The sequence below is a fragment of the Streptomyces sp. NPDC037389 genome (assembly GCF_040636475.1).
GTDB classification, from domain to species: Bacteria; Actinomycetota; Actinomycetes; order Streptomycetales; family Streptomycetaceae; genus Streptomyces; species Streptomyces hesseae.
Map to the genome: position 1 here is coordinate 264,928 of NZ_JBEZUS010000005.1, position 24,028 is coordinate 288,955.

Annotated in this window: 24 protein-coding genes; 6 read left to right on the plus strand and 18 right to left on the minus strand. The window is 72.9% G+C overall.

The features are described from left to right. Nucleotides 1–100: 100 nt before the first annotated feature. The 3 genes from groL to AB0E98_RS13335 all read right to left on the minus strand — a co-directional run bounded on the left by groL (nt 101) and on the right by AB0E98_RS13335 (nt 3,270). On the minus strand, nt 101–1,723 hold the full coding sequence (groL, locus tag AB0E98_RS13325) for a chaperonin GroEL (RefSeq protein WP_361701833.1): 1,623 nt from the start codon (nt 1,721–1,723) through the stop codon (nt 101–103). Between the two features lie 119 nt (nt 1,724–1,842). Next, nucleotides 1,843–2,151 (minus strand): co-chaperone GroES, encoded by a 309-nt coding sequence (gene groES, locus AB0E98_RS13330; protein ID WP_004955293.1) that lies wholly within the window; start codon nt 2,149–2,151, stop codon nt 1,843–1,845. A 255-nt stretch (nt 2,152–2,406) separates the two neighbouring features. Further along, complete coding sequence (locus AB0E98_RS13335; RefSeq protein ID WP_361701835.1) at nt 2,407–3,270, minus strand: polysaccharide deacetylase family protein; 864 nt, start codon at nt 3,268–3,270, stop codon at nt 2,407–2,409. Nucleotides 3,271–3,357: 87 nt separating this feature from the next. Between AB0E98_RS13335 and AB0E98_RS13340 the strand changes: the two genes are divergently transcribed. After that, nucleotides 3,358–4,572, plus strand: a complete 1,215-nt coding sequence (locus tag AB0E98_RS13340) for a methyltransferase domain-containing protein (RefSeq protein ID WP_361701836.1) — start codon at nt 3,358–3,360, stop codon at nt 4,570–4,572. A gap of 19 nt (nt 4,573–4,591) precedes the next feature. On the opposite strand, the gene tsaD is transcribed toward AB0E98_RS13340, so the two are convergent. The 3 genes from tsaD to tsaB are packed head-to-tail and all read right to left on the minus strand — an operon-like array spanning nt 4,592 to nt 6,952. Continuing rightward, on the minus strand, nt 4,592–5,749 hold the full coding sequence (gene tsaD, locus AB0E98_RS13345) for a tRNA (adenosine(37)-N6)-threonylcarbamoyltransferase complex transferase subunit TsaD (protein ID WP_361701838.1): 1,158 nt from the start codon (nt 5,747–5,749) through the stop codon (nt 4,592–4,594). After that, the gene (gene rimI / locus AB0E98_RS13350) at nt 5,733–6,227 is read right to left on the minus strand and encodes a ribosomal protein S18-alanine N-acetyltransferase (RefSeq protein WP_361702123.1); all 495 of its coding nucleotides are present in this window, start codon (nt 6,225–6,227) and stop codon (nt 5,733–5,735) included. The genes tsaD and rimI overlap by 17 nt, the downstream gene beginning before the upstream one ends. 56 nt (nt 6,228–6,283) lie before the next feature. Continuing rightward, complete coding sequence (tsaB, locus tag AB0E98_RS13355; protein ID WP_361701839.1) at nt 6,284–6,952, minus strand: tRNA (adenosine(37)-N6)-threonylcarbamoyltransferase complex dimerization subunit type 1 TsaB; 669 nt, start codon at nt 6,950–6,952, stop codon at nt 6,284–6,286. A gap of 221 nt (nt 6,953–7,173) precedes the next feature. Between tsaB and AB0E98_RS13360 the strand changes: the two genes are divergently transcribed. Next, the gene (locus AB0E98_RS13360; RefSeq protein WP_361701841.1) at nt 7,174–7,764 is read left to right on the plus strand and encodes a hypothetical protein; all 591 of its coding nucleotides are present in this window, start codon (nt 7,174–7,176) and stop codon (nt 7,762–7,764) included. Between the two features lie 39 nt (nt 7,765–7,803). Here the strand turns inward: AB0E98_RS13360 and AB0E98_RS13365 are convergent, their stop codons facing one another. The 4 genes from AB0E98_RS13365 to alr form a co-directional block, all read right to left on the minus strand. Then, complete coding sequence (locus AB0E98_RS13365) at nt 7,804–7,989, minus strand: hypothetical protein (RefSeq protein WP_361701843.1); 186 nt, start codon at nt 7,987–7,989, stop codon at nt 7,804–7,806. A 149-nt stretch (nt 7,990–8,138) separates the two neighbouring features. Continuing rightward, nucleotides 8,139–8,675: a tRNA (adenosine(37)-N6)-threonylcarbamoyltransferase complex ATPase subunit type 1 TsaE gene (gene tsaE, locus AB0E98_RS13370; protein ID WP_361701845.1), complete on the minus strand. Its 537-nt coding sequence runs from the start codon at nt 8,673–8,675 to the stop codon at nt 8,139–8,141. Between the two features lie 148 nt (nt 8,676–8,823). After that, the gene (locus AB0E98_RS13375) at nt 8,824–10,050 is read right to left on the minus strand and encodes an alpha/beta hydrolase (RefSeq protein ID WP_361701846.1); all 1,227 of its coding nucleotides are present in this window, start codon (nt 10,048–10,050) and stop codon (nt 8,824–8,826) included. A gap of 1 nt (nt 10,051) precedes the next feature. After that, the gene (gene alr, locus AB0E98_RS13380; RefSeq protein ID WP_361701847.1) at nt 10,052–11,224 is read right to left on the minus strand and encodes an alanine racemase; all 1,173 of its coding nucleotides are present in this window, start codon (nt 11,222–11,224) and stop codon (nt 10,052–10,054) included. Nucleotides 11,225–11,338: 114 nt separating this feature from the next. On the opposite strand from alr, the gene AB0E98_RS13385 reads away from it, so the two are divergent. Further along, nucleotides 11,339–12,793 carry an NAD(P)H-hydrate dehydratase gene (locus tag AB0E98_RS13385; RefSeq protein ID WP_361701849.1) on the plus strand — a complete coding sequence of 485 codons (1,455 nt, stop codon included), beginning with the start codon at nt 11,339–11,341 and terminating at the stop codon, nt 12,791–12,793. Here AB0E98_RS13385 and AB0E98_RS13390 read toward each other — a convergent pair. Together AB0E98_RS13390 and AB0E98_RS13395 are read right to left on the minus strand one after the other, a co-directional pair. Then, nucleotides 12,732–15,374, minus strand: a complete 2,643-nt coding sequence (locus AB0E98_RS13390; protein ID WP_361701850.1) for an NACHT domain-containing protein — start codon at nt 15,372–15,374, stop codon at nt 12,732–12,734. The genes AB0E98_RS13385 and AB0E98_RS13390 overlap by 62 nt on opposite strands. A gap of 107 nt (nt 15,375–15,481) precedes the next feature. Further along, nucleotides 15,482–16,426 (minus strand): MerR family transcriptional regulator, encoded by a 945-nt coding sequence (locus AB0E98_RS13395; protein ID WP_361701851.1) that lies wholly within the window; start codon nt 16,424–16,426, stop codon nt 15,482–15,484. Between the two features lie 133 nt (nt 16,427–16,559). On the opposite strand from AB0E98_RS13395, the gene AB0E98_RS13400 reads away from it, so the two are divergent. Then, a complete protein-coding gene (locus AB0E98_RS13400; RefSeq protein ID WP_361701853.1) occupies nt 16,560–17,180 on the plus strand; it encodes a histidine phosphatase family protein in 621 nt (206 codons plus the stop codon). 126 nt (nt 17,181–17,306) lie between these two features. On the opposite strand, the gene AB0E98_RS13405 is transcribed toward AB0E98_RS13400, so the two are convergent. The 3 genes from AB0E98_RS13405 to AB0E98_RS13415 form a co-directional block, all read right to left on the minus strand. Next, nucleotides 17,307–17,771, minus strand: a complete 465-nt coding sequence (locus AB0E98_RS13405) for an ATP-binding protein (RefSeq protein WP_361701854.1) — start codon at nt 17,769–17,771, stop codon at nt 17,307–17,309. Beyond that, complete coding sequence (locus AB0E98_RS13410) at nt 17,768–17,935, minus strand: hypothetical protein (RefSeq protein ID WP_361701855.1); 168 nt, start codon at nt 17,933–17,935, stop codon at nt 17,768–17,770. Before AB0E98_RS13410 ends, AB0E98_RS13405 begins: the two co-directional genes overlap by 4 nt. A gap of 144 nt (nt 17,936–18,079) precedes the next feature. Further along, nucleotides 18,080–19,264: a helix-turn-helix transcriptional regulator gene (locus AB0E98_RS13415; RefSeq protein WP_361701856.1), complete on the minus strand. Its 1,185-nt coding sequence runs from the start codon at nt 19,262–19,264 to the stop codon at nt 18,080–18,082. 400 nt (nt 19,265–19,664) lie between these two features. On the opposite strand from AB0E98_RS13415, the gene AB0E98_RS13420 reads away from it, so the two are divergent. Next, nucleotides 19,665–20,090: a hypothetical protein gene (locus tag AB0E98_RS13420; RefSeq protein ID WP_361701858.1), complete on the plus strand. Its 426-nt coding sequence runs from the start codon at nt 19,665–19,667 to the stop codon at nt 20,088–20,090. Nucleotides 20,091–20,093: 3 nt separating this feature from the next. Further along, nucleotides 20,094–21,347: a hypothetical protein gene (locus AB0E98_RS13425; protein WP_361701860.1), complete on the plus strand. Its 1,254-nt coding sequence runs from the start codon at nt 20,094–20,096 to the stop codon at nt 21,345–21,347. Between the two features lie 49 nt (nt 21,348–21,396). Here AB0E98_RS13425 and AB0E98_RS13430 read toward each other — a convergent pair whose 3' ends face one another. From AB0E98_RS13430 to AB0E98_RS13440, 3 genes are read right to left on the minus strand one after another with little or no spacing between them, the layout of a single operon-like run. Then, a complete protein-coding gene (locus AB0E98_RS13430) occupies nt 21,397–21,765 on the minus strand; it encodes a holo-ACP synthase (RefSeq protein WP_361701862.1) in 369 nt (122 codons plus the stop codon). Further along, a complete protein-coding gene (glmS, locus tag AB0E98_RS13435; RefSeq protein WP_361701863.1) occupies nt 21,762–23,615 on the minus strand; it encodes a glutamine--fructose-6-phosphate transaminase (isomerizing) in 1,854 nt (617 codons plus the stop codon). Before glmS ends, AB0E98_RS13430 begins: the two co-directional genes overlap by 4 nt. A 38-nt stretch (nt 23,616–23,653) precedes the next feature. Beyond that, nucleotides 23,654–23,953 (minus strand): hypothetical protein, encoded by a 300-nt coding sequence (locus tag AB0E98_RS13440; RefSeq protein WP_361701865.1) that lies wholly within the window; start codon nt 23,951–23,953, stop codon nt 23,654–23,656. Nucleotides 23,954–24,028: the final 75 nt, after the last annotated feature.

Genomic DNA, 24,028 nt, shown 5'->3' on the forward strand with positions numbered 1-24,028 from the left:
ACCGGCTGACGGCACATCGGCACCACAACGGGCCGGGGCCCGGCCTCCCCACGAGGGAGGCCGGGCCCCGGCCGTATCACCCGGATGGGCGAAGGGTGCGTCAGTGGGCGTGGCCGTGACCGTGACCGGCCTCGGCGGGCTCCTCTTCCTTCTTCTCGACGACCAGGGTCTCGGTCGTGAGCAGCAGGGAGGCGATGGACGCGGCGTTCTCCAGGGCGGAGCGGGTGACCTTGACCGGGTCGATGACGCCGGCCTTCACCAGGTCGCCGTACTCGCCGGTCGCGGCGTTGAAGCCCTGGCCCTTGTCGAGCTCCGCCACCTTGGAGGTGATGACGTAGCCCTCGAGGCCGGCGTTCTCGGCGATCCAGCGCAGCGGCTCGACGGCGGCGCGGCGGACGACGGAGACACCGGTGGCCTCGTCGCCCTCCTTGCCCAGGTTGCCCTCGAGGATCTTGACGGCGTGGACCAGAGCGGAGCCACCACCGGAGACGATGCCCTCCTCGACCGCGGCGCGGGTCGCGGAGATGGCGTCCTCCAGACGGTGCTTGCGCTCCTTGAGCTCGACCTCGGTGGCCGCGCCCACGCGGATGACGCAGACGCCACCGGCGAGCTTGGCGAGGCGCTCCTGGAGCTTCTCGCGGTCCCAGTCCGAGTCGGTGGACTCGATCTCGGCCTTGATCTGGGCGACGCGGCCCGCGACGTCCTCGGAGTTGCCGCCACCGTCGACGATGGTGGTGTCGTCCTTGGTGATGGTCACGCGGCGGGCGGTGCCCAGCACGTCCAGACCGGCCTGGTCGAGCTTGAGGCCGACCTCCTCGGCGATGACGGTGGCACCGGTGAGGGTGGCCATGTCGCCCAGCATCGCCTTGCGGCGGTCGCCGAAGCCCGGGGCCTTGACGGCCACGGCGTTGAAGGTGCCACGGATCTTATTGACGACCAGGGTCGACAGGGCCTCGCCCTCGACGTCCTCGGCGATGATCAGCAGCGGCTTGGAGCCACCCGCCTGGATGATCTTCTCCAGCAGCGGCAGCAGGTCCTGGATGGAGGAGATCTTGCCCTGGTGGATCAGGATGTACGGGTCGTCGAGGACGGCCTCCATACGCTCCTGGTCGGTGACCATGTACGGCGAGAGGTAACCCTTGTCGAAGGCCATGCCCTCGGTGAAGTCCAGCTCCAGGCCGAAGGTGTTGGACTCCTCGACGGTGATGACACCGTCCTTGCCGACCTTGTCCATGGCCTCGGCGATCAGCTCGCCGACCTGCTTGTCCTGCGCGGACAGCGCGGCGACGGCGGCGATGTCGGCCTTGTCGTCGATCGGACGGGCGGTGGCCAGGAGCTCCTCGGAGACGGCCTTGACGGCGGCGTCGATGCCCTTCTTCAGGGAGGCCGGGGAGGCACCGGCGGCGACGTTGCGCAGACCCTCGCGGACCAGCGCCTGGGCCAGCACGGTGGCGGTGGTGGTGCCGTCACCCGCGATGTCGTTGGTCTTGGTCGCCACCTCCTTGACGAGCTGGGCGCCCAGGTTCTCGTACGCGTCGTCGAGCTCGACCTCGCGGGCGATGGTGACACCGTCGTTGGTGATGGTGGGGGCGCCGAACTTCTTGTCGATGACGACGTTGCGGCCCTTGGGACCGATCGTCACCTTCACGGTGTCGGCGAGCTTGTTGACGCCGCGCTCAAGGGCGCGACGGGCGTCCTCGTCGAACTTCAGGGTCTTGGCCATGGGGTACGTATCCTTCGCCGGGTCTCAAAACGAACCGCGCCCCCGGCGCCCGGCTGTGCAGGCGCGGGAACCAGGGGCACTGTTCACAAGCTTCGAAGGCTCAGGGAGCCTCGGGTGAACTACTTCTCGATGATCGCGAGAACGTCGCGAGCCGAGAGGACGAGGTACTCGTCACCGTTGTACTTCACCTCGGTGCCGCCGTACTTGCTGTAGAGCACGACGTCGCCGACCTTCACGTCGAGCGGCAGGCGCTCGCCGTTCTCGAAGCGGCCCGGGCCCACGGCCAGGACAGCGCCCTCCTGGGGCTTCTCCTTGGCGGTGTCCGGAATGACCAGGCCGGAGGCCGTGGTCTGCTCGGCGTCGAGCGGCTGGACCACGATGCGGTCCTCGAGCGGCTTGATGGCAACCTTGGAGCTGGCGGTCGTCACGATCCGACCTCCCCCTTCGGAGATCTCACGGGGTTAACTGTCTGAGGTGGCGACCAGGAGTCCCGTCGTCGCGGGTGCCGGAACCTGCCCGTCGCCGTGTTTGGCACTCACCGGTGGAGAGTGCCAACGGAGCCGAGACTATGACGCGGTTAGCACTCGGTCAAGCGGAGTGCCAATTCGCCGTGCGGCGAGCTTTGATCTACCCCGTGGACGGGGGCGTACTCCTACGATCTCCCGGGCCCGGGATCGACCCCTCTACAGGTAGTCCTCCAGCCGGGCCACCGTGAAGCCCTGCGCCTGGATGCTGCGCAGCATGTTGGTCACCATCCTGGTCATCGTGGTGCCCTTGAGCTCCTGGGGCCCGCGGAAGTGGGCCAGGACGATGTCGCCGGGCCGGAGGCCGCCGCCCTGCGCGTAGCGCATGTCGTTGATCTGCATCGTCGCCTCCCACAGCACGACCGCGCGCACCCCGCAGCCGGCCGCCGCGGTGAGCGTGGCGTCGTTGTAGTTGCCGTAGGGCGGGCGGAAGAGGACCGGGCGGCCGCCGAACCGCTTCGCCAGGGCGTCCTGCTGCCCGCAGATCTCGCGCTTCTGCGCCTCGGCGGAGAGGGTGCGCAGGTTGGGGTGGGAGAGGGTGTGGTTGTCGATGCCGTTGCCGAGGGCGCGGAGCTTCTCGAAGTAGCCGTAGCCGGCGCCGGCGCGGGCGATGTCGTCCGTCAGGAACATCGTGAACGGCACCTTGAGGTCCGCCGCCATCTTGAGGAACTCCGGGTCCTTCTCGGCCCCGTCGTCGAAGGTCACGAAGACGACCTTGTCCTGGGTGGGCACGCGCCGGATCACCTGCGGCGTCGCGCCCGGCCCGAAACCGTCGGTGAGCTTCTTCGCGGGCGGGGCCGGGGGCGCGGCCAGCGGCTTGTCCAGGCCCCAGCGGCGGTACGCGTCGGGGGCCGCCGGGGAGGCGGGGGCGGAGGAGGGCGCGGTGGGCGTCCCGGCCGCCTTGTGCGGCTTCTCCGGGCCGCCGGAGGAGGAGCCGGAGCATCCGGCGAGGACGCCGGTCAGCAGCAGGGCGGCGGAGGCGAGGGCGGCGGCGCGTATTCGGCCGGAAACAGACGTGCTCACATACACGATTCTTGTTCACTCGTTCGGGTACCGCACGGGCCCCCTCACCCTCCTCCCGCTCCCCACGCCGCGAGAGGTGGCGAGAGAATGAGACACGTGCCCGCACCGAACGCCCCCGCCACCGATGCCTTTGCCGCCCTCCTCGCCGACGAGGGCCGCGCCCTCCTCGACGAGCTGCGCGACTTCGACCCCGCCCAGGAGCTCGCCACGGCGACCCGGCTGCGCCGCGACCACCCCGCCGAGCTGGTGTCGGCGGCCATCGGTCAGGCCCGGCTGCGGCAGCGCGCGGTCGCCAAGTTCGGCGCCGAGGACGCGTACCGCATGTTCTTCACCCCGAACGGTGTCGAGCAGGCCACGCGGGCCGGTGTCGCCGCCTACCGGGCCCGGCGCTTCGAAGCCCTCGGCGTGCGCAGGCTGGCCGACCTGTGCTGTGGCATCGGCGGCGACGCGATCGCGCTGGCCCGCGCCGGCATCGAGGTGCTCGCCGTCGACCGCGACCCGCTGACCTGCGAGGTCGCCCGCGCCAACGCGGCCGCCCTGGGCCTGTCCGAGCTGATCGAGGTGCGCTGCGCGGATGTCGCCGAGATCGACACCTCGTCCTACGACGCCGTCTTCGTCGACCCCGCGCGGCGCGGCGGCCGGGGCCGGATCTTCGACCCGGAGGCTTACTCGCCCCCGCTGTCCTGGGCGATCGAGGCGGCCCGTACGGCCCCGCACGCGGCCCTGAAGATCGCCCCCGGCGTACCCCACGAGGCGGTGCCCGAGGACGCGGAGGCCGAGTGGATCTCGGACGGCGGCGATGTGAAGGAGGCCGTGCTGTGGTTCGGCACGGACGCCGGCACCCGCCGGGCGACCCTGCTGCCGGGCGGCGCGTCCCTGGTGGGCCGGGGCCTGCCGGACCCGGCCGTCCGGCCCGTGGGCCGCTACCTCTACGAACCGGACGGCGCGGTCATCCGCGCGCACCTGGTGGCGGAGGCCGCGGCGGAGCTGGGCGACAGCGGTCTGGACGGCGGCCTGATCGACGAGACGATCGCGTATGTGACGAGCGACGAGCTGCGACCGTCGGACTACGCCACGGCGTACGAGATCACGGACGTGCTGCCGTTCAACCTGAAGAAGCTCAAGGCGATCGTGCGGGAGCGCGGCATCGGGGTCGCCGTCATCAAGAAGCGGGGGTCGGCGGTGGAGCCGGAGGAGCTGCGCAAGAAGCTCAAGCTCTCCGGCCCCCACTCGTGCGTGATCGTGCTGACGCGGGTGGCGGGTGCGCCGGCGATGCTGCTGGGGCAGCCGGTCCGGGCATGACCCGGAACCGGCGGGGCCCTCACTCGTAGAGGTTCTGCTTGCTCAGCTCGTGGACGTGGTCGTGGTCATGCGCGTGCCCATGACCATGGCCGTGCTCGTGGTCATGCTCGTGGTCGTGGCCGTCCTCGCCCGGCACGTGCGTCTCCGTCACCGGCAGCGACGAGTCCGCCGACAGGTCCCACGACGAGGCGGCGCGGCCCCGGGCGACCATCTCGGCGCCCAGCGCCGCCACCATCGCGCCGTTGTCGGTGCACAGCTTCGGCCGCGGCACACGCAGGGTGATGCCGGCGTCCTCGCAGCGGCGCTGGGCCATGGCGCGCAGGCGGGTGTTGGCGGCGACGCCGCCGCCGATCATCAGGTGGTCCACGCCGTGGTCCTTGCAGGCGCGGACGGCCTTGCGGGTCAGGACGTCGACGACCGCCTCCTGGAAGGAGGCCGCGACGTCCGCGACCGGCACGTTCTCGCCGGCCGCGCGCTTGGCCTCGATCCAGCGGGCTACGGCGGTCTTCAGGCCGGAGAAGGAGAAGTCGTACACGGGGTCGCGGGGGCCGGTCAGGCCGCGCGGGAAGCGGATGGCGTCGGGGTTGCCCTCGCGGGCGTAGCGGTCGATGACCGGGCCGCCGGGGAAGCCCAGGTGCAGCACCCGGGCGATCTTGTCGAAGGCCTCGCCCGCCGCGTCGTCGATGGTCGAGCCGAGCGGCCGGACGTCCGAGGTGATGTCGGGCGCCAGCAGCAGGGACGAGTGGCCGCCGCTCACCAGCAGGGCCATCGTGGGCTCGGGCAGGGCGCCGTGCTCCAGCTGGTCCACGCAGATGTGCGAGGCGAGGTGGTTGACGCCGTAGAGGGGCTTGCCCAGGGCGTAGGCGTACGCCTTCGCCGCGGAGACGCCAACGAGCAGGGCGCCCGCGAGGCCGGGGCCGGCGGTGACCGCGATGCCGTCGAGGTCCTTCGCGCTGACGCCCGCTTCCTTCAGCGCGCGCTGGATGGTCGGGACCATCGCCTCCAGGTGCGCCCGGCTGGCGACCTCGGGGACGACACCGCCGAAGCGGGCGTGCTCGTCGACGCTGGACGCGACCGCGTCGGCGAGCAGCGTGTGGCCGCGGACGATACCGACGCCGGTCTCGTCGCACGAGGTTTCGATGCCGAGGACGAGGGGTTCGTCAGTCTTGCGAGCCATGGGACATTCCTTGCACTGCGGACAGGGGATCGGAGAGGCGCATCACGAGCGCGTCGATGTTGCCGGGCTGGTAGTAGCCGCGGCGCACGCCCAAGGGCTCGAAGCCGAAGCGTTCGTAGAGGCGCTGGGCGCGGGTGTTGTCGACGCGCACCTCGAGCAGCACCTCACGGCACTCGAAGGCGTTCGCGGTGGTGAGGAGCTCGGTCAGCAGGCGGGCGCCGAGGCCGGTGCTCCAGTACTCCTTGGACACGGCGATGGTCTGCACGTCGCCGGTGCCGTCGACGGCGGCGAGGCCCGCGTAGCCGACGACCCTGGCCGCCCCGGCCTCGTCGACGGCCTCCGCGACGACGTAGCGGCGGTTGGCGTTCGCCCCGCGCGCGTGGGCGAGCTCCGACCAGAACAGGCCCTTGGACCAGGCGTCGTGCGGGAACAGCGCACGCTCCAGCTCCAGCACGGGCGCGATGTCCCACCAGCGCATCTCGCGGACGCGGATGGTGGCGGCTGCTGCGGCGGCGGCCGCTTCGGCTGGCCCGGTCACTGCGGCGTGACCACCTTGTAGTTGGCCGGCACCTGGGCGTCGGGACGGCGCAGGTACAGCGGCTGGTCCGGCAGGAACTCCCCGCCCGTGCGGAGCTTCTCGGCGGCCAGCGCCGCCAGCGAGGCCGCCGACTGGTGCTGCGGCAGCTCCTCGCGCACGTCCGAGAAGGCGTCCCGGTAGAGCACCGCGCCCGCGCCGACGGCGGTCAGGCCCGCGAGTCTCTCGGTGAGCTCGGCGGGACGGTCCACGGCGGGCTCGGTGATCCGGGTCCGGGCGTCGGCGTAGCGCGCCCAGTAGACCTCCTTGCGGCGGGCGTCCGTCGCCACGACGAACTCGCCCGTGAGCCCCTGCTGCCCGGCGGCGTACGCGATGCCGTCCAGCGTGCACAGACCGTGGACGGGAACGGACAGGGTGGCGCCGAAGGTGGCGGCCGTGACGATGCCGACGCGCAGACCGGTGTACGGGCCGGGGCCGACGCCCACGACGATCCCGGTGACGGCGTCGAGCTTGGTGCCCGCCTCGCGGAGGACCCGGTCGACGGCGGGCAGCAGCAGCTCCCCGTGCCGACGGGCGTCCACCTGGGTCGACTCGGCGACGACGGACTCGCCGTCGTGGAGGGCGACGGTGACGGCGGGGGTGGCGGTATCCAGAGCGAGCAGCAGCACGTGACAAGCCTACGGCGCACCATGGGGCGGGCGGCGCGCGCATGGGCCCCAAGCCGGGGGCGCGGCGGGGGCACGGGCGGGTGCTACGGTCAGCCGCATGGCCGTACGAAGCCGCGGTACGGCCGCTCCGCACGGGCCGGCACGCCGGCGCCGGGACGACGGCGGGACAGCGGCGACAGCACACAGCAGCACAGCAGCACGCGGGACGAAAGGTGCGCAGCGTGGCACGTAGCAGCTCGGGGATCATCGTGGCCACGCTCACCGCGGCGGCCCTGGCCGGGGTCGGCTTCCTGGCCGTCCAGGCGGAGGCCGCCCCCGATCACCCCGCCACGCACGCCTCGGGCAAGGCCGCCGGCAAGGCGAAGGGCGGGGAGCAGGGCAAGGACAAGGCCGTCGGCGCCACCGGGCAGGAGCAGGGCAAGGCGCCGAACGCGATCCCGGAGAACTCCGGCACCGGCCTGCGCGTCATCTACGGGCTCGCGCAGAAGCGGGTGTGGCTGGTCGGCTCGGACGGCAAGGCCACCCGTACGTTCGAGGTGGCGCCCAGCACCGTGAGCCCGCCCCCGGGCAGCTACGCGGTCACTTCGCGCGCGCCCACGGTCACCGGCTCGGACGGCATCCCCATCGAGCACGTGGTGCGCTTCCACCGGGACGCCGCCGGGGTCGTCTTCGGCTTCAGCGCGGCCGTGGACGGCTCCTCGCCCAAGCCGGACGTCACGAAGAAGACGGGCGGGATCCGCGAGCAGCCGGCCGACGGGCGGGCGATGTGGGAGTTCGCGGTGAACAACACGCCGGTCGTCGTCGTTCCGTAGCCCAGGTCGTTCCCTAGCCCAGGTCGTTCCGTAGGTCTTTCAGGCGGCGTCGCGCGCGGCGCCGCCCTCGTCGTCGTCCGCGTGCCCGGTGGCGGGCTCCGGCGCCTTCGGGGGCGTGGAGACGGCGTCGGCGGCGGCACAGTACGCCAGGAGGTCGCGCACCGACAGGGGGCGGGGGCGCTCCTCGGCGGCGGTGGGCGTGGGCTCGGGCTCGTGGGCCGACATGAATGCCTCCTGGGGCGGCTCGGGCCGGTCGGAGGCGCCGCGGTCACCTTCTACTTAGGTAGACCTAACCGACCCTCCTGCCCTCCATGTGACCACGCCCGGTGTCGCGCGCGCAACATCTTGCCGACGGCTTGTCGGAACGAGCTCCGTCACCACCCCAGAGGCGCGAGGTCCACGCCCGCCCAGCGGGCACCGACGCCGGTGACGGTCACGCTGCGTACGTCGTCGGCGTCCTCGTCGCCCTCGGCCGGGGCGTCCGCGCCCACCGCGCGCTCGATCACGACCCGCAGACGGTCCTCGGACAGCTCCTCGACCTTGCCGTCGCCCCACTCCACGACGATCACCGACTCCGGCAGCGAGACGTCGAGGTCCAGGTCCTCCATCTCGTCCAGCCCGCCGGACAGCCGGTAGGCGTCGACGTGAACGAGGGCGGGGCCGTCGCCCAGCGGCGGGTGCACCCGGGCGATGACGAAGGTCGGGGACGTGACGGCACCGCGCACACCGAGCCCCGCGCCGAGCCCCCGCGTCAGCGTCGTCTTGCCGGCGCCCAGCTCCCCGGAGAGCAGCACGAGATCACCGGGCCGCAGCAGTGCGGCGAGCCGGCGGCCCAACTCCCGCATGTCGTCGGCGGACTTGACGGTGAGACGTGCGGCGTTCGGCGCGGAGGTGTCCTGCGGGGTGCTCATGTACGCCGATGGTAGCCGCCGCGCGTTGTGGGCAATCGTTCCGCGGGGCTGGGGGCACCTCCCGGCGGTAGCCGGGGGAGGGTGGGCACAACGCCGGAACGACGGCGTCGGCCACCCCGCCCTGGCCACCGTGCGGGGCGCGGGTCGTTTACTCGGGTGCGGCCCGGTGGGCGGTCGGCGCCCACCCGTTCCGCTCTGCGGAACGATCGCCCACCAACCGCATGAGGTGGCCCGACACCAGTTCGGAAACTTCCAGCATCACCAGATGCCCCGCCCCCGGCACGATCACCAGCTCCGCCTCCGGGAGCGCCTCCCCGATGGCCCGGCTGTGGTCGCTCGGCGTGACCATGTCCTTCTCGCCCGCCAGGACCAGCACCGGCCGCCCCGCGAACGCCGCCAGCGCCGCCACCTTCTCGTGCTCCGCGAAGGCCGGATAGAACTCGGCGACCACGTCCACCGGCGTCGCCTCGATCAGCCGCTCGGCGAACCGCGCCACCGCGGGGTCGACGTCCCGCGCCCCGAACGAGTAGCGCTTGATGATCCCGCCGATGAGCTCGGCGGCCGCGCGCCGCCCCTTCTCCACCAGGTCGGTCTGGGTCAGCATCAGTCTGAACGCGCCCGGCAGGACCGTCCGCCGCAGCACGTTCATCCCCATCGGCGGCAGGCCGTACGTCACCTCGCCCATCCGGCCCGAGGACGTGCCGATGAACGCGCCGGCGACCACGCGCTCGGCGATCAGCTCCGGGTAGTGGGCGGCGAGGGCCATCGTGGTCATGCCACCCATCGAGTGCCCCACGAGCACCAGCGGCCCCTCGGGGGCGGCGGCGTCGACGACGGCCTTCAGATCGCGGCCGAGGAGGTCGATGCTGACCGGCTCGCCCGCCTCGCGCTGGCCCTTGCCGCGCGCGGAGCGGCCGTGGCTGCGCTGGTCCCAGTAGACGGCGCGCACACCGGCGGCGCGCAGGGCGGCGCGCTGGAAGTGCCAGGAGTCCTGGCTGAGGCAGTAGCCGTGGCTGAAGACGACGGTGAGCGGCGGTTCCGGGCGGCGCCCGAAGAAGCCCTTGGCCCGGCCGGGCTCGGCTTCCGGCTCGTCGACCTCGTAATAGATCTCGGTGCCGTCCTCGGCGAGGGCCGTGCCCGGGGTGCCGCGCAGCGTCCCGTACGGGCCGGCCGAGTCGAGGGCCAGCCGCGCCTTGCGGCGCATGCCGCGCCCGACGGTCAGCCGTTCCACGGCGACCCCGACCGCGGCTCCGGCGGCGACGACCCCGACGGCCGCGCCCGCGATGCCCGCTCCCCGCCGCCAGGCGGCGCCGCCCAGGACCTCCACGGCCCCCGCCGCCACCGTGCCCGTACTGTCGCCGCCGCCCTCGCTCATGTCAGGCCCCCGTGTCCTCGAACGTGTCCTCGACGTCGTTGTCTCCGACATAGACGCGCGGCACACGCGCGGAGATGCGCGTGACGACTTCATAGGCGATGGTTCCGGTCGCCCGCGCCCAGTCCTCGGCGGTCGGCTCGCCATCGTCGCCGGGGCCGAAAAGCACCGCCTCGTCGCCGGGGGCCGCGCTGTCGCCGCCCAGGTCGACCACGAACTGGTCCATCGCGACCCGCCCGGCCACCGTGCGCCACTTGCCGCCCACCAGCACCGGACCGGTGCCGGAAGCGGCGCGCGGGATGCCGTCCGCGTAGCCGACGGGGACGAGCGCGAGAGTCGTCTCACCCGGGGTGGTGTACAGGTGGCCGTACGACACGCCGTGCCCGCCCGGCACCCGCTTCACCGAGGCGAGGGACGCGGAGAGGGTCATCACCGGCCGGATCCCCAGCTCCTCGGGGGTGCCCAGCTCGGGGCTCGGGGATATCCCGTACATCGCGACGCCGGTACGGACGAGGTCGAAGTGGGCCTCGGGGAGGGTGAGGGTGGCCGGGGAGTTGGCGATGTGCCGGACCTCGGGGGTCAGGCCCTGGGCCTCCGCGTAGGCGATGGCGTCCTTGAAGACGTTCAGCTGGGCCCTGATGGAGGGGTGGCCCGGCTCGTCGGCGCAGGCGAAGTGCGACCAGATGCCGGTGACCTTGATCAGCACGGCCGTCTCGGCGTCGCGCGCGGCGGCGACGAGCTTCTCCCAGTCGCCCGGCTGGCAGCCGTTGCGGCCGAGACCGGTGTCGATCTTCAGCTGGACGCGGGCGACGCGGCCGCTCGCGCGGGCGGCGGCGGTGACCTCCTCCAGCGCCCACAGGCCGCTGACGGAGACGTCGATGTCGGCCTCCAGGGCCTCCCGCCACGGGTCGCCGGGCGTCCACAGCCAGCACATCAGCCGGCCGGTGTCACCGGCGGCACGCAGGGCGAGCGCCTCGTGCGGGGTGGCCGTGCCGAGCCACTCGGCTCCGGCCTGACGGGCTGCCCTGGCGCAGGGCACCGCGCCGTGGCCGTAGGCGTTCGCCTTGACGACGGCCATCAGCTGCGCCCGGGGGGCGCGGGCGCGCAGAGCGCGTACGTTGGCCCGCAGGGCGGCCAGGTCGACCACGGCTCGGGCGCGCATCGGTGTCTCAGTCATCGCAGCCAGTCTCTCAGGCCAGGGCCGCGGTGTGGGCGCCGACCGGTTCACGGGCAGTCGCGCCCGCACGCGAAACGGGCGCCCCGCCGCCGCGCGCATGGCAGGCTGACCCCCATGAGGACTGCCCACAGCGTGGACACCGTACGGGCCGCCGAGTGCGCCCTCATGGCCGAGCTCCCGGAAGGCGCGCTCATGCAGCGCGCGGCGGCGGGCCTGGCGGCCGCCTGCGCCGACCTCCTGGGCCGCCGCGTCTACGGCGCCCGCGTCGCCCTGCTCGTCGGCAGCGGCGACAACGGCGGCGACGCCCTCTACGCCGGCGCCCGCCTGGCCCGCCGCGGCGCCGGGGTGACGGCCGTGCTGCTCACCCCCGACCGCGCCCACGCCGGCGGCCTGCGGGCGCTCCGGAGCGCCGGCGGCCGGGTGACCACGGCCGACGGAGCCGATGGAGAAGCCGGCGTACGGGCCGTCCGCCGCGCCGACCTCGTCGTCGACGGCATCGTCGGCATCGGCGGCAAGGGCGCCCTGCGGGAGCCCGCCCAGGAGCTCGTCGCGGCGGCCGAGGGCGCCCTGATCGTCGCCGTCGACCTGCCGAGCGGCGTCGACGCCGACACCGGCGAGGTCCCGGGCGCGGCGGTGCGCGCCGACGCGACCGTCACCTTCGGCACGTACAAGCCGGGCCTGCTCATCGACCCCGCCCGCGAGCACGCGGGCGCGCTGCGCCCGGTCGACATCGGCCTGGGCCCATGGCTGCCGGCCGAGCCGGACGCCGAGGCCCTCCAGCACGCGGACGTGGCCGGTCTGCTCCCCCGCCCCGAGGCGGCGAGCGACAAATACCGCCGCGGCGTCGTGGGAATCGTGGCTGGATCGGCCCGCTACCCGGGCGCGGCCGTGCTCGCCGTGGCGGGCGCGCTCGCCGGCGGCGCGGGCGCCGTGCGCTACGCGGGACCGGCGGCCGACGCCGTGATCGCCCGCTTCCCGGAGACGCTGGTGACGACGGGCCCGCCCGCGAAGGCCGGGCGGGTGCAGGCCTGGGTCATCGGCCCGGGCCTCGGGGACGGCCCCGAGGCGCGCCAGGCGCTGGTGGACGTCCTGACGTCCGACGTGCCGGTCCTCGTGGACGCCGACGGCCTGCGGCTGCTCGACCCACAGGCCGTCCGCGCGCGCTCGGCGGAAACCCTGCTGACCCCGCACGCGGGAGAGGCGGCGGCGCTGCTCGGCCTGTCCCGGGAGGAGGTCGAGACGTCCCGCCTGTCGTCGGTACGGGCGCTGGCGGACCGCTTCGGGGCGACGGCCCTGCTCAAGGGCTCGACCACACTCGTCGCCGACCGCACCCACGCCGTGCGGGTCAACCCGACGGGCACGCCGTGGCTGGCCACCGCCGGCAGCGGGGACGTCCTGTCCGGCCTGACCGGCTCCCTCCTCGCGGCCGGCCTGAGCACCCGCGACGCGGCCTCGGTGGGGGCGTACCTCCATGGCCTGGCGGCGCGGGAGCTGGGGAACGCGCCGATCACCTCGCTGGCCGTGGCGGAGGAGCTGCGGCGGGTGTGGCTGGACGTCGCGGCGGGGTGACGCGTGGGAGCAGCCCCTCATAGATGTCGGGCGTCGGCCCCACAGAACCGCTCAGCCGCTCGACGGCCTCGACGCTGACCGAACCGCTGATCTGCACCTTGGGCCGGCCCCCCAACCGCAGGAACGCGTCGATATGGTCGTCCGACTTCACCACGAACATGAGCTCCCCCTCCCCCAGGTCCTCGTACAGCAGTCGCCCGATCACCATGTCCGCGTAGTGGTCCGTGTCGAACCGGTCCCACGCCCACGCCAGCTGCGCCCGCACCGCCAGCGACGGATGCGCCGCGTAGCGGGCCAGCAGGGGGATGGCCCGGTCGTCGCCGACCACCGTGGCCGTCACGACCACCGCGTACGCCACCTCGTCCGGCAGGCCCACCGGCCCCGGCAGCAGGTCCAGTACGGCGCTGCCCGCCTCGGCGAGCGCCTTCGCGGCCGCCACGGTGCGTGGCGGCACCAGCTCCGCCGCCGCCTTCTCTACCCGGGTCCGCGTCTCCGGGTCGACCTCGGTGGCCTGCTCCAGGCAGGCCGCGGCCAGCAGGTGGAGCCGGCGCCGGTGGAGCTCCTCCTTGTCGCCCCGCTCCAGCAGCATCCCCAGCAGCTCCGCCCGGGCGCGCGGCGGGGCGTGGCCGACCGCCATGCGCAGGACGTCCTCCCACTGATCGTCGTGGGCGTGGTTGACGAGCAGGTCGAAGTCCCAGTCGTCGACGGCGGCCCGGGCGCCCAGGTAGTCCTGGAACGTGCGGTGGATGAAGTCCAGCGTCCCGCTGGTCGGCTGTCGCAGCACACCGCTGCGGACGACCAGGTGGCGCAGGATCTCCTCCGCGCTGCCGCGCGCGGCCACGGCCGGCATCGCGGGCAGGGCGCGTTCGAGGATCTCCACCGCCTTGTGCCACTCGATCTCCGAACGGCCGTTCCTGATCAGCCAGTAGGCGATCTTCTGGAGGAGCGCGGTCTGCGCCTGTTCCAGTTCCGGTCCCTCCAGGCCGACCGTGATCTCGCGCTCGCGGTCCCGCCGGATCAGCAGCAGGTCCAGGGCGGCGCGGTAGAGCTCCATGCGGCCGTGCGGCAGATGGCCGCGCCGGGAGCGGTTGAGGGCGCAGATCATCGCGCACATCAGCGGGTTGGTGGCCAGCCGGCCGAGGTCCCGTTTGGCGACCACGGCGGCGCTCAGCGACTCGCCGAACACCCGTAACCGCTCGTCCTCGCGCTGGCCGGCCGCGTTGTGCCACCGTTCGATGAAGGCCAGGACGTCGGCGCGGCTCATCGGGAGCAGTTCCAGCTCCACGAAGCCCGCGTCCGCGAGCCAGCCCTCGCGGACCGCCGAAGGGCGGGTCGTGATCACGTAGCGCGCCTCGGGGTAGGCGGCCAGGAGGTCCTTCACCCAGGCCAGGGTGCGGCGCCGGTCCGCCTCGGGGACCTCGTCCACGCCGTCGATCAGCAGCAGCGCCGTGCCCTCGGCCAGCCGCCGGGTCACCCAGCCGCGCGCCGCGGGCAGCCCCGCGAGCGGCGCGGCCACGGCGGCCAGGAAGTCCTCCGGGCGGGGCAGCTCGCCCCTGCGGATGAGGGTGCGCAGGGGCAGCGTCAGCGGTACGCAGCCGCTCAGGTGGCCCAGGCCGGGCGGCAGGTCGCCGCGCGCGGTGATCGTGGCCAGCCACTGCGACAGCGTCGTCTTCCCGGACCCGGCGGCGCCCCGCAGCAGCACCCGTTTGTGCCCGGCCAGCGCCTCCTCCGCCCGCCGCGGGGAGGGCAGGGGCCCGCCCTCGGCGTCACGGGAGGCGCCGGTCAGCTCCAGGCTGAGGTACGCCGCGTCGAGCGGCCACGTCTCCGCCTCCCCGTCGCCCAGCGTCAGCCCGATGATGGTCAGCTCGCCGGACTTGCCGACGATGTAGTCCCGCAGCCGGCGCTCGAACGCCTCGGTCTCCAGCTGCCGGGGCGAGGCGAGCGAACGTGATGTGGGCTTGTGCCCGGCGATCAGGCACTCCTGGAGGAAACGGAACTCCTGCCAGAGCGTCTCGGACGGCGTCACCGTCAGCCGCCCGTGCCGCCAGCCGGCGGGGTCGGCGCAGACGACCCCGGCGAGCGCCCCGTCCACGAACACGGCGGCGCCCGACATCCCGGCCCAGGGCGAGCCGCCGTCGCCGGGCGGCGCCGGAGCGCCGTGGTCGCTGTCGAGGACGTACCGCCCGCTGAGGAGATTGCTCCCGGGCTTCAGCGTGCCCACGATCTGCTCGGTGTCGAGCGCGTCCGCCCCGTCCCGCTGGACCTGCGGATAGCCGATGGCCTGCGCCCCCGGCCAGACCCGCAGATCGTACGAACGCCCCCAGACCAGCGGCTCGAAGTCCGGGAGCGCCTGTTCCGTCACGACGTCGCGCTCGGCCACCAGCAGCGCCACGTCGCAGCGCCGCCGGTCGTCCCGCGCCCACACCACCCGGCAGCGCACCCTGCCGACGCCGCCGGGCACGACGACCATGGGGGCGTCGCAGTCCGCGACCACATGCGCGGCGGTCAGGATCAGGTCCGGTGTCAGGAGGTAACCGCTCCCCTGACTCCGCCCGAACACCGCCGCGATGCGTTCCCTCACCGGGTGCACGCCCGAACCGCCCCCTCCGCCTCCACCCCTGGCCTGACGAGCACCTGACGATACGCCAGGGGCCGGGGTGGGGACGGGGGAACGGCCGGTTGAACGCGCTACCGCACGTCGTACGCCCGCAGCGCGGCGATCAGCCACTTCACGGCCGGGCCCATCCGCGGCCCGGGCCAGCCGTTGATCGCGGAGACGAGCTGCCAGTACCGCTCGTAGCCGGACTCGTCACCGATCTCCAGCCGCTCCAGCAGCCAGGCCCGGAACCCGGGCCCGTCCGCCCGGCCGGCCTGCTCCGCGCAGGCCCGCGTCAGCTCGTCGACGACCGGCCGCGCGGCGGGCGAGCCGGGCTCGGTCCCGGCCTCCCGGGCCGCGTCGGTACGCGTCCGGATCAGCTCGGCGAGCTGCCATCCCGCGTGCGGGTCCAGCTCCCCGGCCTCGTCACGGGCCCGCACCTGGTCGGCCGCCGCCCTGCGCATGGCGGCACGGAATCCGTCGTCCTGGACGAGCCCGGCCAGCTCGATCCAGGCGTCGACCTGCTCCGGCGCGGGGTCGTCCGGCAGCATCGGCATCGCGTCGCGCAGCATGGCCAGGAAGTCCGGGCCGACGTCGATGCCCTCGAAGGCGTTGTCGATGAAGTCGCCGATCAGACGGCGTCGTTCCCGCTCGGACAGTTGGGCGAGTTTGTGCATGGTTTCCAGCTCCTCGGGTGTCGACCCGCGTACGGCCACGGCTCGCAGCACGGCCCGGTGCATCCGCAGGGTGCGGATCTGCCGGTCCAGGGCATCGGCGTGCACGGCCGCGATCCGGGCCACGGAGACCTCCCGCCCCAGCACGCGCCGGACGGCGGAGAGCCCGACGCCGAGTTCGCGCAGCGTGCGGACGAGGCCGAGCCGGGCCAGGGCGTCCGGTCCGTAGAGCCGGTAGCCCGCGGGTGTGCGGTCGGTCGGCGGCACCACACCCGTGTCGGACCAGAACCGGATGGTCTTGACCGGCAGACCGGTCAGCCGGGCCAGTTCGCCGATGGAGTAGAGGGTGGTGTCGTCGTCCATGCCCGCCACCGTGGTGTCTCCCGTCGCTGGAGAGTCAACTCGCCTACTCTCATCCTGCCGGGAACCGGAGAGAAGGCCCCCGCGTCCACCTCGGCAGCGGAAGATCACCGACATCGCCACGAGGAGTTTTCCCATGGCCATGGCTGCGCGATACCTCTACCTGGCCCGGCACGGCGAGGCGGTGCCGGACCAGAGCGCCTTGACCGAGGCGGGCCGCCGCCAGGCGGAACACCTCGGCAAACGCCTCGCCACCGCCCCGCTCACCGCGATCCACCACAGCCCCCTCCCCCGCGCCCGGCAGACGGCCGAACTGATCGCCGGGCAGCTCGACGGCGTCCCGCTGCGGAGCACGGAGAGGGCGGGGGAGCACGTCCCGTACGTGCCGCAACGGGACGAGCTGCCGCCGAAGTTCGCGGACACCCTGCTCAGCCGCTTCGCGGACTTCACGGAGGAGGAGCTGCGGCGGGGCCCGGCCCTGGCCCGCGAGGCGCTGGCGGAATTCACGGGCCCGGTGGAGGGCGACGAGCCGCGCCGCGAACTCGTGGTCACCCACAACTTCCTCGTGGCCTGGTTCGTCCGCGCCGCGCACGACGCCCCGGACTGGCGCTGGATGGGCATGAACCAGGGCAACGCGTCGCTGACGGTGATCCGCTACGCCCCGGACCGCCCGTCGACGGTCCTGATCCACAACGACATGAGCCACTTGCCAGAGGACCTGCGATGGACGGGGTTCCCGCCGGAGCTGCGGGTGTGAGGTCCGACACCCTTGACCTCAAGCCGACTTGAGGTACCAAGATCACAGCACGAGCGAGGCCGGATCCCGGCCCGGACGAGCCACGGGGGTGCACGTCCGGGCCGGGCCCACAACTCAGCGCTTTCCTTAAGCCTGCACCACCGCCGGCTGCGGATTCCCGCTGTCTGCGGCGGGCACAGGCGCCGGATCGTCCTCCCGCAGCTCGAACCACACCTGCTTGCCCACGGGCCTGAGCTCGTCCCACACCCACGTCACCCCGGACGCGTGCGCCAGGCGGCGCAACAGCGCCAGCCCCTTGGCATCCCCCCCGCCCGCGTACGGCTGCCGCGGCCACGGGGGCCGCCCGGGGTCGTCGTCCCGCACGGCCACGACCACCCGGCCGGGGTGGACGGACACCTGGACGACGAGCTCGGGCACGCGCGCGTGCCGTACGACATTGGCGACGGCGTCGGAGACGCAGATCTGGGCGTTCTCGATCAGCGGCCAGCGGCCGGCCGCGACGAGCGAGGCTGTCACGAACTCCCGGGCCAGCCGTGCCGTGCCGGGAGCGACGGGGGCGGACAGGAGGTAGGTCTCGACGGGGGCGGTCATCGTTCCACCGCCACGAGGTCGATGCCGTGCGCGGTGATCACGACGCGGTACGGGGGCCCCGCCGGGGGGCAGGTCCCCTGCCGGGGGCTGGGCGGCACCGGTGGGCGGGAGCCGTCGAAACGGGCTCTCGCCCACCGGACCAGGCGGCGGATAGTGTTGCGCATCGTCAGCGCTCCTCTTCGGCGTTGGCCATGCCCCCGGGCCGGTCGCACGGTCGCGGGGGTCTTCCGACCATCACAGCCTGCCGACACCACAAGGCCGGAACTATCAGAGGTCACTGATAGCCCCGGCCAGCACCTTGCCGTGCGTTACCTCCCCAGCCAGGCCCCGTAGTTGCTGAAACTTTCGGGCATGCGCCGCTTCGCCGACTCCAGTCCGGCGAAGGTCTCCCGGACGGTCGGGTGGTAACGCGTCTGCTGCGGTGCCACCTTGCGGGCCAGCTGCAGGTTCTTGAAGGCCGCGTCCGTGCGGCCGGTCCACATCTCGGCACGGGCGACCTCGGTGTAGTGGTGAGCCCGGCGGGAGGGCGGCCAGTGGTCGGGGAGCAGGTCCTCCTCGGCGGCCCGCACCGCCTCGGGGTAGCGGTCGAGCTCGGCGAGGACGCTCACGTGGTGGGCGACGACGTTCGTCGGCCCGAAGGACAGCCAGTGCACCTTCTCCGCGGCGCCCGTGCGTTCGGCGATCCGTCGCGCCTCGGCGAGGTGGCCGTCGGCGGCGGCCTCGTCCTTGTCACGGCCCGCCAGGACCGCGGCGCCCAGGTGCAGCTGTCCGGTGACGACATCACGGACGCGGCCCGGCTCGGCCTGCGCCAAGGTGGACATCCCCAGCGCCACGAGCCGCTTTCCCGTGCGGTAATCGCTGGCTCGAAGGTAGGCCAGGGCCCGCAGATACTGGCGCATCCCGCACAGCACCGGATCCGAGGCACGCTGTGCGGCCCAGTCCATGCGATCCAGCGCGACCGTGCAGAGGTCGGAGAAGCCCAGCTTCGTGGTCACGTCGTAAGCCGTGCGGTACGCGCTGGCGAGGACACGCCAGTTGCGGTCCTTGGGCGTCGCGTGCGCGGCAGTGGTGGCTTCGTGGATCAGGCCGGGGAGGTCCGTGGCGACCTGCTTGATGCGCGTCGCGCGGACCATGGCGCACAGCTCCTCGGCGTGCGCTTCCAGCTCCTCCACGGGGCGGGGCGTCACATCCGGGTCCACCCCGAGGTCGTAGATGTTCAGCGCCTCGCGGATCGGCTGGATCAGCCCGTCCAGCTGGTCCGCCCGGAGTTCGTCGAGGTAGGGCTGTCCGGTGAGTTCGGTGACGGGCACCGAGAGCGCGCGGGCCAGGGCCCCGGTGACGGAGGGGCTCGCGGGCAGGGCGCCCTGCTCGACCTTGGTCAGCGCGCTGTAGGAGACGTGGGAGAGTTCCGACAACTCCCTCTGGGTCAGGCGGCGTACCTTGCGCGCACGCGCGATGCGCGCGCCGGTGTGGTCGTCACTGTGCGGGGGCATACAGAGCTCCGTTCTGACACGACACAAGAACGGTACCGCCGCTCACCGACAGGGCAATGGTGAACCGTCCCCTCACAGAGGGTCGTTCACACCGCGCCCTGCCCCGCCGGAACCCCGTGTCGCCGGATGCGACAGCTTGCCCTCAATATCCACCATCAAAGTGCCCGTCGGGCCCGAAGGGCCGCTGACCTGCCCGGATACCGGGGCTACCACCGCCTCCCCCAAGGTGCGAGACTGAGAGACGGGGCCCTGAAAGGGGTCAGGCATGGACCGTCCGGACGAGACAAGGCCCCAGTGGCAGGTACCGGCAGGTAACGCGCACGGCTCGGCGAAAGAGCCGTTCGCTCCGACTCACTCGGTGCCCGGAACGGGCCTGGAGTTCTGGCGGACGCCCGACGCAATGAAGCAGCCCGACGGCCGCCTGGATCCCGGCACACGTGTGCAGGTCATCGAGCGGGCGCCCAGCGGCTGGGCCCGCGTCGCGTGCGCTTCGGGCGGCTGGCCCGTCTGGGTGGACGGGCATCGCCTGCAGGAGTCGGCAGAATCCGAGCAGGCCATCGGGATGGAGCTGTTGTCGCAGCTCAAGGCCTCCCTTGATACGTATCGACAACTCCTGGACGACCTCCAGGCACGACGCATCGACTTCGACTCGTTCCGCCGCCAGGCGTTCCGCGCCGGGCTCGTCATGCGTGACAGCGGCGCCCTCCTTCTCGATCTCTCCAGCGCGACCTGGTACTGGTACGACGGCATCCGGCTCCACACCATGGGCTCGTTCCTGGACCAGGAGCCGCCGACGGACCGGGCTGCCGGATCAGCGGAGGGCTGAGCCATGGCCGTCACGCCGGAAGAGGAACAGGCCCTGCAAGCCGCCTTCGAGGCTTTCGTATCGAGGCAGCAGAACAACGTGAGGATCATCGGAAAAGGCCTGTTGGAGATGGAAGAAGGTCTCCGCACCGGCGCCATGCAACTCGGCGACTACTACGGCAGCACCCTGGAGGAGACCGTCGAGGAACACTGCGAAATGCTTCGTGAAACGTTCCCCCGCCTGCAGGCCGAGCTCCATGCCGCCCTGGACGCCGGTGCCGCCGGGTTCAAGGACTTTCTCGCCAACGTCATGAAGTGGTCTCCCGGGGCGATCACGCGGTTCCTGCAGGACAACGCCACCAAGGTCGGGACCCTGGGCACCGCCGCACGCGTGGCGACGGCGGCCCCCGCAGCCAGTGCCGACGCGGCGACGGTCGCACCGGGCGCGGCCACCCCGAGTGCGGCAGCCGGCGAGGGCGCCGCCGTGGGCGAAGGAGCCGCCCTCGGTGAGGGCGCCGCCGTGGGTGAAGGCGTGGCGGTGGGCGAAGGCGTGGCCGTGGGCGAGGGCGTCGCCGTAGGTGAAGGGATCGCCGCCGGTGAGGCGGTCGCGGCAGGCGAGGCCGTGGGCGGCGCGGCCGTCGCCGAGGGCGTGGGCGGCATCGCGGGGCTCGGCCTCGGTTCGCTGATCACGGGCGGTGTGATCATCCTGGCGCTCGCCGGCGGGGCGGTCTACCTCTGGAACCGCACCCACCCGCCGACGCCGGCGCATCCGCCTGCCGCCCCGGCCCCGCAACAGCCCGGCAACCCCGCGCCGGGGAACCCGCAGGCGCCCGAACCGTCGACCCCCTCGAACCCGCCGCCCGCCGCTCCGACGACCTTCGACATCAACGGGATGTACAACGGGACGCTGAACGGCGCCGTCTGCGCGCAGCCCGAGTGCTTCGTGACGATCGCGAAGCAGTCCGATCCCTCCGGCCCGGGCCCCGACGAGGCGGGACGCATCACCGTCACCGTCACCGAGGTGAACTACACCCCGGCCTTCAACGGCGTGGCCAGTGTGCTCAACGAGACGCTCGGGCCGATGGACGCGCAGCTGTTCCAGGACGGCACGGTCCAGGGCTCGGGCACCACGACGGACACCGACACCAGCCCCGGCGGCACCACGCGGACGGGTCCGTACACGCTGAGCGGGCAGTTCAAGGACGGTACGACCGGCTCGCCCTCATACACCATGACCCTGACCCTGGACAGCCCGTACAACCTCACGGGCGCACGCTGAGCGGGGACGCCCCCGAAGGCGGAGCCCGGGCCGTCGCCGGGCCCCGCCGTCACTTCTCCGCGATCACCACAGCGGAAGCCACCCCCGCGTCGTGGCTCAGCGAGATGTGCCAGCTGCGCACCCCCATCGCCTCCGCCCGCGCCGCGACCGTGCCCGTGACGACGAGGGAGGGCTGGCCGCTGGCCGCCGTGACGACCTCGGCGTCGGTCCAGAGCAGCCCGGGGGGCGCCCCCAAAGCCTTGGCCAAAGCCTCCTTCGCGGCGAAGCGGGCCGCCAGCGAGGCGATGCCGCGCCGTTCGCCGCTCGGCAGGTACAGCTCGCGCTCCACGAAGAGGCGGTCCGCCATTCCCGGCGTCCGCTGGAGCGCGGCGTCGAAGCGGTCGATCTCCGCTACGTCGATCCCGACTCCCACGATCATTCGACCGTCACCGACTTCGCGAGGTTGCGCGGCTGGTCGACCTCGTTGCCGCGGGCGGTGGCGAGCTCGCAGGCGAAGACCTGGAGCGGGACGGTCGCGACGAGCGGCTGGAGCAGTACCGGCGTGGCCGGGACCTCGATCAGGTGGTCCGCGTAGGGCCGGACGGCCGTATCGCCGCGCTCGGCGATGACGATCGTGCGGGCGCCCCGGGCCCGGATCTCCTGGATATTGGAGACGATCTTGTCGTGGAGGACGGACCGGCCGCGCGGCGAGGGGACGACCACGACGACCGGGACGTCCTTCTCGATCAGCGCGATCGGGCCGTGCTTGAGCTCGCCCGCCGCGAAGCCCTCGGCGTGCATATAGGCGAGCTCCTTGAGCTTCAGCGCCCCCTCCAGGGCCACGGGGTAGCCCACATGGCGGCCGAGGAAGAGGACCGTGTTCTTGTCGGCGAGGGAGCGGGCCAGCTCACGGACCGGCTCCATGGTCTCCAGGACCTCCTCCACCTCGCCCGCGATCTCCGACAGATCGTGGATCACGGTGAGGATCTCGTCGCCCCACTTCGTGCCCCGCACCTGGCCGAGGTACAGCGCCACCAGGTAGCAGGCCACGAGCTGGGTCAGGAAGGCCTTCGTCGAGGCGACGGCGACCTCCGGCCCGGCGTGGGTGTAGAGGACGGCGTCCGACTCCCTCGGGATCGTCGAGCCGTTGGTGTTGCAGATGGCGAGCACCTTCGCGCCCTGTTCGCGCGCGTGCCGCAGGGCCATCAGGGTGTCCATGGTCTCGCCGGACTGGCTGATGGCGATCACCAGCGTGCGCTGGTCGAGGATCGGGTCGCGGTAGCGGAACTCGCTGGCCAGCTCCGTCTCGCAGGGGATGCGGGTCCAGTGCTCGATGGCGTACTTGGCGATGAGACCCGCGTGGTACGCCGTGCCGCACGCCACGACGACGACCTTGTCGACCTCCCGCAGCACGGAGGCGGGGATGCGGACCTCGTCGAGCGAGAGCCTGCCCGAGGCGTCGATGCGGCCCAGCAGCGTGTCGGCGACGGCCTTCGGCTGCTCGGCGATCTCCTTGAGCATGAAGTAGTCGTAGCCGCCCTTCTCGGCGGCCGAGGCGTCCCAGTCGACGTGGTAGGCGCGGGTGTTCCCGTCGGCCGGGGCGCCGTCGAAGTCGGTGACGAGGACGCCGTCGCGGCGCAGCTCGACGACCTGGTCCTGACCGAGCTCGATCGCCTCCCGGGTGTGGGCGATGAAGGCGGAGACGTCGGAGGCGAGGAAGTTCTCGCCGTCGCCGACGCCCACCACCAGCGGGGAGTTGCGCCGGGCGCCCACCACCACGTCCGGGTCGTCGGCGTGGACGGCGACGAGCGTGAAGGCGCCCTCCAGCCGCCGGCAGACCTGGCGCATGGACTCGGCCAGGTCGCCGCAGGAGGAGAAGGTCTCCGCCAGCAGATGGGAGACGACCTCGGTGTCCGTCTCGGAGCCGAGGTCGTGGCCGCGCTCGGCCAGCTCGGCCCGGAGCTCCGCGAAGTTCTCGATGATGCCGTTGTGGACGACGGCGACGCGGCCCGCGTTGTCCAGGTGCGGGTGGGCGTTGGCGTCGGTGGGGCCGCCGTGGGTGGCCCAGCGCGTGTGGCCGATCCCGGTCGAGCCGGAGGGGAGGGGGCGGTCGGCCAGCTCCTTCTCCAGGTTCGCGAGCTTGCCCGCCTTCTTCGCCGAGGCCAGCCCGCCGTCGGCCAGGACCGCCACCCCGGCCGAGTCATAGCCGCGGTACTCAAGCCGCCGCAGCCCCGCCAATACGACATCGAGGGCGCACTGCCCTCCCACATAGCCAACGATTCCGCACATGGACGGAAGCGTACGGCCCCGGTGTCAGCGCCCGTGGGTCAACGCCCGCGCTCGATCCGGTCGATGGCGTCCTGGACCAGCTCCAGATACTCGACCTCCTCGCAGCGCGGTTTGCTGCCGAGAACGTACCGGTCGAGGCAGTCGTCGAGGTCCTGGCCGAGGTCCTCGTCCGGCAGCTGGGCGGTCAGATCGCCGCGCACCCGGTCGGCGAAGGCGTCGCGCGGGGCAACGGCCCCCGCGGCGGGCGTACCGACGGGCGCGTGGACGCTACGGCGGGGGCGTACGACACGTCGTACGCCCCTCCTGGCACGGCGGAGCACGAGCTGGAGAACGAACAACGGAACCCCTCGCGTGGGGAGAGGGACAGGGGGCTGGACGCTATTCCTGACTCGCGAGTAAGTACAGACCCCAGC